This is a genomic window from Micromonospora sp. KC207, assembly GCF_004348615.1.
GTDB lineage: Bacteria > Actinomycetota > Actinomycetes > Mycobacteriales > Micromonosporaceae > Micromonospora.
This window is the reverse complement of sequence record NZ_SMKJ01000340.1, coordinates 1-6,758: the sequence shown is the minus strand read 5'-3', so window position 1 is coordinate 6,758 and position 6,758 is coordinate 1. Positions and strand designations below refer to the sequence as shown.

The following is a 6,758-nucleotide window of genomic DNA, read 5'->3' as shown; positions in this document are numbered from 1 at the left end:
CCCCCGACCAGCTCCGCCGCACCCTGCACCTCGACATCACCCCCACCGAACTCCCCACCATGACCGACTACCTCACCGACTGGCTCGCCGGCCGCAACAACATCAAGAAAGGCACCGTCCGCTCCTACGAAGGACACATCCGCCTACACCTCATCCCCTACCTCGGCCACCTGCGCATCGACCGGCTCCGCCCCGGGCACATCGACGCCATGTACGAGGCCATCGCCGAACGCAACACCACCATCGCCACCCTGCGCGCCAGCCGCGACCGGGCCACACGCGACCAGGTCAAGAACCAGCGGATCGTCGGCCCCCGGACGATGCACCTCATCCACGCCACTCTCCGCAAGGCCCTCAACGACGCGATGCGCCGCCACCGCTACCTCGACCTCAACCCCGCCCTCATGGTCGAGCTACCCGCCGCCCGGGCACCAAAGCCGACCGTATGGACCGACCAACGCGTCAAGACCTGGCGCGACACCGGCAAGACCCCCAGCCCGGTCATGATTTGGACCCCTGAACAAACCGGCCGGTTCCTCGACCACACCCATGACGCAAACGACCGGCTCTACGCCCTCTACCACCTCATCACCTTCACCGGCCTCCGACGAGGCGAAGCCTGCGGCCTGCACTGGGACGACCTCGACCTCGACGCCCACACCCTCACCGTCCGCTGGCAACTCGTCCAACACGGCTGGGCCACCACCATCGACACCCCCAAAACCACCGACAGCGAAGCCACCATCGCACTCGACACCGAAACCGTTGCTGTCCTACGCGCCCACCGCGCACGGCACCAGCGCGAACGTCTCGCCGCCGGAGCTGCCTGGACCAGGACCGGACTCGTGTTCACCACCCCCACCGGCGGGCGGCTGCACCCCGCCGACGTCACCGACCACTTCCACCACCTCGCCACCCAAGCCGGCTTACCACCCATCCGGCTCCACGACCTCCGCCACGGCGCCGCCACCATGGGCCTCGCCGCCGGCGTCCAAATGAAAGTCATATCCAACCGACTCCGCCACTCCAGCCCACACTTCACCGCCAAGTTCTACGGCGCTGTCCTGCCCGAACTCTCACACGCCGCTGCCGAAGCAACCGCCGCCGTCGTTCCACGCCGCCGTGGAACCGCGAAGCCGGCATAGTTCGCAGTTTCGCCGTCCATCAATGCCGCACTCAGCGGCGTGGCGCTGTTTGTACCGCTGCGGGTCGAAGGTCGGTGGGCGACCGCCCTTCGACCCTCTGGCCCGCCGATGGGCGTCTTGATCGATCTTGCTGGGGATCGTGGTGGCGATACCTCGCCGGCGCAGGTAGGCCCGGCTAGTCTTTGACTTGGTCGATCAGCTTGCGTTCGCGCAGCTCCGCCAGCAGATCGTCCGGCTGTACGCCTTGTCGGCCAGGCCCGGTCCGGGCGGGTCCTGGGGCGGCCAACAGTGAGCCGAGGGACGCGGATCGCAGAATGAACTGCGGGCTGTCACCGCGCTGCCCGGCCGAGGGCGTGGTCGTCTGGCTCGACGCTGACGCCGCCGGGTGCTTCGGCCTGCAGATCCCCCTTTACCGCGCCCCGGCCGCATGCTGATGGGCGCGGGCGCTGGTGGAGTCCACGGAGACATCCCAGGTGATCCGCCCGGACGCGTCGGCGAGAGTCTGCAACGCGATGAGGACCTCCAGGTCCCGTCGCGCTGCCAACGCCGGAACAGGGCGTACACCGCCGACCAGGACCCGTTCCGCGATGGGACGTCCCGCCACGGGACAGCCACCCGGATCCGCCACCGGTGTAGGGATGACATCCTGCGGATGGAGCCGTCAAGACCCGACCAGCTTACGTTTAGGCGCCGGTCGCCTGCTTGGCACCCTTTGCCCGAGTCGTATGGTGCCTGTGGGCACGAGGGGAGGACGATGGTGACGAGCTGGGAGAGTGACCTGGCGACAGCGGGCTGGGCAGTGCTCGACCACGCGTCGGCGACAGACGTCGGTGCGTATCTCGGTCGGGCTTCCGCTCCTATGCGCCTTGAACCCAAGGACAAAGGCGAGGCGCTGTCCTGGAGTTTGTCAGGAGTGTACGGCCTGGGGGCGTTCCCTTGGCATACTGACGGCGCGATCTCGTCAGACCCGCCGCGGTGGTTGCTTATCCAAGCTATCGAGTTGTCAGACCGTACCTGGACCGAGCTGCTAGCACCCAACGGCGACATTCTGGCCTGCCTGCGTAAGACCTCACTGAGAGCCATGGATCCTGTTGGACGTGTGAGTTACCTTCCCGCGGTCGCGCCCCTCGGCCCAGGGAGGATGCGGCTGCGCTGGGACCCCCGCATTTGCACGCCTCGGTATGGTCTTGCTATCGACGAGATAGAGGGTCAGACACCGACCGCACGTGTCGAATGGCAGCCTGGCCGCCTACTCGTCATCGACAATTTTCGGGTCATGCACCGTCGGCCGGCGGTTCATGGACAGTTGAAGCGCATACTTGAGCGCACGTATGCATGGGAACGCTAATGTGGGCCTACGACAGCCTTCTCGGCAAGGCGCAGACATATTTCAAGCGTGCAGTAGATCACCCTCACGCCGATGACTTCGACGATGACGACGAGTTTGCCATTTGGCTACTGCTCGGCTTGGAGTTTCTGCTGAGAGCACCTCTGGCCAAGGTCAACCCGACACTTCTTGCGGACCCTACCGGTGAATCGATCCTTCACGCCGCGGGGTACCCCGGAAGCGGGGAGCCAAGATCAGTCCCCACCCATACCGTCATCTCTCGGCTTGGCCGCGTCATCGATGCTTTCACCAAAGAGCGTCAGGATGATGCAACGGTTTTGGCGGGCCTGCGGAATCAGGAACTTCACACGGGGGCGGTCCCGCTCGCCGTCCCCGCTGCCCACTGGCTTCCACGGTTCACTCGTGTCGTTGACGTAGTCTGCGACCACCTCGGCATCGATCCTAAGGACATGCTCGCCGAAGTCGTGGACCAAGGCCGAGCGCTGGTAGACGCAGAAGACCGCAAGCTGAAGCACGAGGTCAGCCTGCGTGTTGCAGCGTCCAAGGCCTTTCTAACCGGCCTTACGCCGGAGGAAGTAGCAGCACGCCGCGCAAAAGTTCCTCGCCAGCGTGATCTGCGCTTCGCCGGGCCAGTGACTGTCCTGGAGGCTGTAGATCGCGGAGAGACTGAAAACCTCACCTTCGTGCAGTGCCCAGCATGCAGCGAGCAAATTCCAATCGAGACGATCCGAGTGCGCCGCACAAAGGAATACATCAGGGATGACGAAATCTTCTATGAGGTAGTTCATGTGGCCACGGGGCTCGCCTGCGATATTTGCGGGCTCAAACTGTCCGGCACTGCCGAGATTACGGCCGCTGGGCTCGCCCAGCAATATACCAAGGTTGAGTCTGAGTCGATTCAAGAGCGCTTCTTGTCAACCTATGAACCTGATTTTTACGGCAATGACTAAGGGCTGTCTCGTGGCGAATCGAAGGGCAAGGCTCGTGCCGGGCTGGGTGTCCTAGTTGACGATGGTCAGGGCGAGTCGGCAATAGGGGCGGCTTCTTGGACTGCGGAGAATCGATCAACGCTGGCTCGACGTCGGCGGGCGACCACCCCCGATTTTCACGCACGCCACGAGCATCACGACAGAGTCAACGGGGACTACTTGAGCTGACGCGTGCCGCGCTGGTCAAAGAGACGCCAACCGGCGCTGGTCATCGCGGCGGCGAAGTACACGGCGAAGAACAGCGTCCTGACGCTTGCCGTGACCTTCAGGTGCGCGATCCCAGGTGGAGCCCCGGGGAGTTCCTCCGCGCTGACCGCGTTGATCGTGGCCCAGAAGTCGCCGTGTGCGATTGCGCTGCACATCCGCCAGGTGAACAGGAACGGCTTACTCCCGCTGCGCATGGTGTCGCCGGCGGCCGCGACTATCTCGGCGTACCCCACATGCTTGACGGCTGCATGCTTGTCGAGGCCTCTCCGCCTCGCGATCGCGCGTAGCTCGCCCAGGCGTTCCGTTGCGGTCTTCGGTCCTGTCACGTCGAGCAACTTCTTGGCCGCCTCGCCGCCGCGAACGTCGAGCGCCGCGAAGCGGAGTCGCCGGAGAAGCCGCTGGCGCGGTCGTCCGGGGCGAGCAGCCACACCGCTGCGCTCGCGTTCTCCAAGGTGGCGCGAGCCAGGGAGTACGGGGCGTACATGTGCATCGTGTGCGCGTCTCTCAGGAGGGTGCGCAGGCAGTGCAGGTGATCGACGGCGTGCGAGAGCGAGTGCCAGGCGGCCTGGCTGAGCTGGTGAGGGTTTGCCTCCTTGTTGTCGCGGCTTAGCTCGCTGCGCTCCTGAGGGCGCTCGCGCGGCCCGTCGGGGTCCATGCGCTTGAGCCAGGGATCGATCTTGTCGAGGTGCCGGAACATTTCGGCGAACAGTTGCTGCTCGTCGTCCACAGTCATGGCCGTGACAGTAGGGCGGCGCGGCGGCGCCAGGAAACCGGAATTGCGGCCTTGCCGACAACCAGTATGGTGGGCCGTCGGCATGATGGTCGGGTGAACGCTCGGTGTGGCTGTCTGCCACGTGGCGCTAGATAGACAGCCTTGTACCTGGCTCGATGGGATGCCTCGCGGCGCAAATGTCAGCGTCCTGACACTTCCGCTATCTGATCCGAGTATTCGGGAATGGCCCGATGGTGGTCGTGAGTGTCCGGGCGGACACCGCTGGGTGCCATCGAGCCTTTACCCCTGCCCTGGGCGTATCCGAGAGCTGACGGCTACGAGGATGTGGCGACGATCACCACGTCGTTATACTTCGCTCTCCAATGACGAAGTGGACCGATGTCGCATGATCACATTCCCGGAGGGGCGTGGTCGTTGAATTGGGGGGACGGCGATGACACGCCCGTTTTTGGATCTTGTTTCCACCGATGAGGCGAAGGGCCTTCTTGCGCTCGGAGCCGAGCATCGGTACGCGAGCCGGGCCACCCTCTTCCATCAGGGCGAGCCCACCCACCACGTGGCCCTGCTTCTTTCCGGTTGGGCCAAGGTCTCCGCCCAGTCTCGCCGGGGAGACGAGGTGCTGCTGGCGATCAGGGGACCGGACGACATCCTCGGTGAACTCTCCGCGATCGACGACCGGCCCCGCTCGGCCACGGTCACGGCTCTCGTGCCGGTCTGCGCGCGAATCATCCCGGAGCAGCAATTCCTCCAGCACCTTCAGGCCTTTCCGGGGGCGATGTTCGCGATGCTCCAACACGTCACCACCCGCCTGCGGGAGTCCGACGCCGAGCGCCTGCGATACGTCTCCACGTCGAGTTCGGGCAGGGTCGCCGCGCTGTTGCTCGACCTCGCCGAGCGGCAGGGCCTGTGCACGCCCGACGGGGTCGTCATCGACCTGCCCCTGACGCAACAGGAGTTGGCCAAGGCGGCAGCGACGTCGCGCGAGGTGGTGGCCCGCACGCTGCGCATGCTGCGGGACCGCAGGCTCGTCCGAACGAGCCGACAGCGCATCGTCCTGGTGCAGGTGCCGGTCTTGCGATCCCTCGTCGACTCTATGTCGGATGACGCATAGGGATTGTGTCCGGGGCCGTCGATCCCCGCCCTGAAGAGGTGGACCCTGTCCAGTATGGAAGAGCAGCGAATTGCAGAGCGGCTCCTCGCGCACAACCGAGAAGAGATCGACAGGGCGGACGGCAAGGCCGTTCACGGGCTGGCCATCGGAGGGACGGCGGTCGGTGCCGCCGTCGGCTTCGTACTCGGGGAAGCCGGATCACGGCAGCCCCTCGCGCCGGTCGACACCTGGTGCTGGTGGGCGGCGGGCACCTTGTGGATCGTCGGCACCGTGAGCATGCTGCTGGCCCTCTACCCTCGGATGCGTGGCGACCGCGACGTCGACCAGGTGGCCTTCTTCGGTCACGTCGGCGCGGTCGACCGCCAGCAGTTGACCGCTGCTGTGCGACACGCCGCCACTCAACCGCTGGTCGGCCTGATCAGCGAACTCCACTGGACCAGCCAGATCGTGATCGTCAAGTACCGCTTCGTCAGGGTGGGCCTGGCCTGCCTGTGCCTGTCGTTCGTGAGCCTGGCGGCACTCGCTCTCTGAGGCACGCCGACCTCGTAGCTCAATTGACCACGTGGCCAGCGCCGATCGCCACCGATCCGCGCCCCACCAGAGATGGGAGAAGCAACGGATGTACCTTCCCGCCCATTCGTACTCGGTTATCTCAATTGACATCGTGAATTCGAGCGCTGGTGGATCCTGGCGGCACCGGCGGCTCGCCGGCGACCTGCGTGCCACGGTGGCGGCGGCGTTGAAGGAGTGCCCGCTCGGCAGCCAGTGGTTGGTCCGCAAGGACGGCGACAGCATGACCATCGTCGTGCCCTCGGTGGTCAGCAAGGAAGAGATCATCGGGGAGTTCCCGCCCCGGGTCGACCGGGAGCTGCGCAGGTCCAACGCCGGGCTGCTGCCGGAGGCGCAACTCCGGATCCGGATGGCTGTCACGCACGGCGACGTCGTGGTCGAGGAGAACGACCTGATGGGCGGCCCGGCGCTGGTTGAGGCGGCGCGGATCCGGGACATCGCACCGCTGCGCCGGGCGATGGCCGCCGCGCCGGAGGCGTTCCTTGGTCTCGTGCTCGCCGACCACGTGTACCGGACGTCGGTGCGGGACGGCGACCCGGCGCTGCTGCCGCGCGCCTACCGGCGGGTCGTCGCGGCGGACAAGGACTACCTGGCGCCGGCGTGGATCCGGCTGTGGGGCGTCGAGCTGCCGGTCGACGCGGGCACGAACCCCACC

Annotated in this window: 8 protein-coding genes and 1 pseudogene; 6 read left to right on the top strand and 3 right to left on the bottom strand. The window is 65.9% G+C overall.

Annotation, left to right across the window (positions count from 1 at the left end):
- On the top strand, nt 1-1,145 hold a 1,145-nt coding region (locus tag E1258_RS28485; RefSeq protein WP_132406560.1), incomplete at its 5' end, for a site-specific integrase.
- Between the two features lie 21 nt (nt 1,146-1,166).
- Here the strand turns inward: E1258_RS28485 and E1258_RS33620 are convergent.
- A pseudogene (locus tag E1258_RS33620) lies at nt 1,167-1,775 on the bottom strand (transposase); the annotation flags it as partial.
- A gap of 22 nt (nt 1,776-1,797) precedes the next feature.
- On the opposite strand from E1258_RS33620, the gene E1258_RS36040 reads away from it, so the two are divergent.
- Nucleotides 1,798-2,493, top strand: coding sequence for a TauD/TfdA family dioxygenase (locus E1258_RS36040; protein WP_132406558.1), 696 nt, complete (start codon nt 1,798-1,800; stop codon nt 2,491-2,493).
- Nucleotides 2,493-3,443, top strand: coding sequence for a hypothetical protein (locus E1258_RS28470; RefSeq protein WP_132406556.1), 951 nt, complete (start codon nt 2,493-2,495; stop codon nt 3,441-3,443). Before E1258_RS36040 ends, E1258_RS28470 begins: the two co-directional genes overlap by 1 nt.
- A 194-nt stretch (nt 3,444-3,637) precedes the next feature.
- Here E1258_RS28470 and E1258_RS28465 read toward each other — a convergent pair whose 3' ends face one another.
- The gene (locus tag E1258_RS28465) at nt 3,638-4,015 is read right to left on the bottom strand and encodes a hypothetical protein (protein ID WP_132406554.1); all 378 of its coding nucleotides are present in this window, start codon (nt 4,013-4,015) and stop codon (nt 3,638-3,640) included.
- On the bottom strand, nt 4,012-4,422 hold the full coding sequence (locus tag E1258_RS28460; RefSeq protein ID WP_132406552.1) for a hypothetical protein: 411 nt from the start codon (nt 4,420-4,422) through the stop codon (nt 4,012-4,014). The genes E1258_RS28465 and E1258_RS28460 overlap by 4 nt, the downstream gene beginning before the upstream one ends.
- A 433-nt stretch (nt 4,423-4,855) precedes the next feature.
- On the opposite strand from E1258_RS28460, the gene E1258_RS28455 reads away from it, so the two are divergent.
- The 3 genes from E1258_RS28455 to E1258_RS28445 all read left to right on the top strand — a co-directional run.
- Entirely contained in the window at nt 4,856-5,533 is a 678-nt protein-coding gene (locus E1258_RS28455) for a Crp/Fnr family transcriptional regulator (protein WP_132406550.1), read from the top strand.
- Between the two features lie 54 nt (nt 5,534-5,587).
- Complete coding sequence (locus E1258_RS28450) at nt 5,588-6,064, top strand: Pycsar system effector family protein (protein ID WP_132406548.1); 477 nt, start codon at nt 5,588-5,590, stop codon at nt 6,062-6,064.
- Between the two features lie 133 nt (nt 6,065-6,197).
- On the top strand, nt 6,198-6,758 hold a 561-nt coding region (locus tag E1258_RS28445; RefSeq protein ID WP_207919781.1), incomplete at its 3' end, for a hypothetical protein.

What these genes read in the sequence shown, in the direction of transcription:
- E1258_RS36040 (WP_132406558.1), top strand. Translation starts at nt 1,798, where the DNA reads ATGGAGCCGTCAAGACCCGACCAGCTTACGTTTAGGCGCCGGTCGCCT.
- E1258_RS28470 (WP_132406556.1), top strand. Translation starts at nt 2,493, where the DNA reads ATGTGGGCCTACGACAGCCTTCTCGGCAAGGCGCAGACATATTTCAAG.
- E1258_RS28460 (WP_132406552.1), bottom strand. Translation starts at nt 4,422, where the DNA reads ATGACTGTGGACGACGAGCAGCAACTGTTCGCCGAAATGTTCCGGCAC.
- E1258_RS28455 (WP_132406550.1), top strand. Translation starts at nt 4,856, where the DNA reads ATGACACGCCCGTTTTTGGATCTTGTTTCCACCGATGAGGCGAAGGGC.
- E1258_RS28450 (WP_132406548.1), top strand. Translation starts at nt 5,588, where the DNA reads ATGGAAGAGCAGCGAATTGCAGAGCGGCTCCTCGCGCACAACCGAGAA.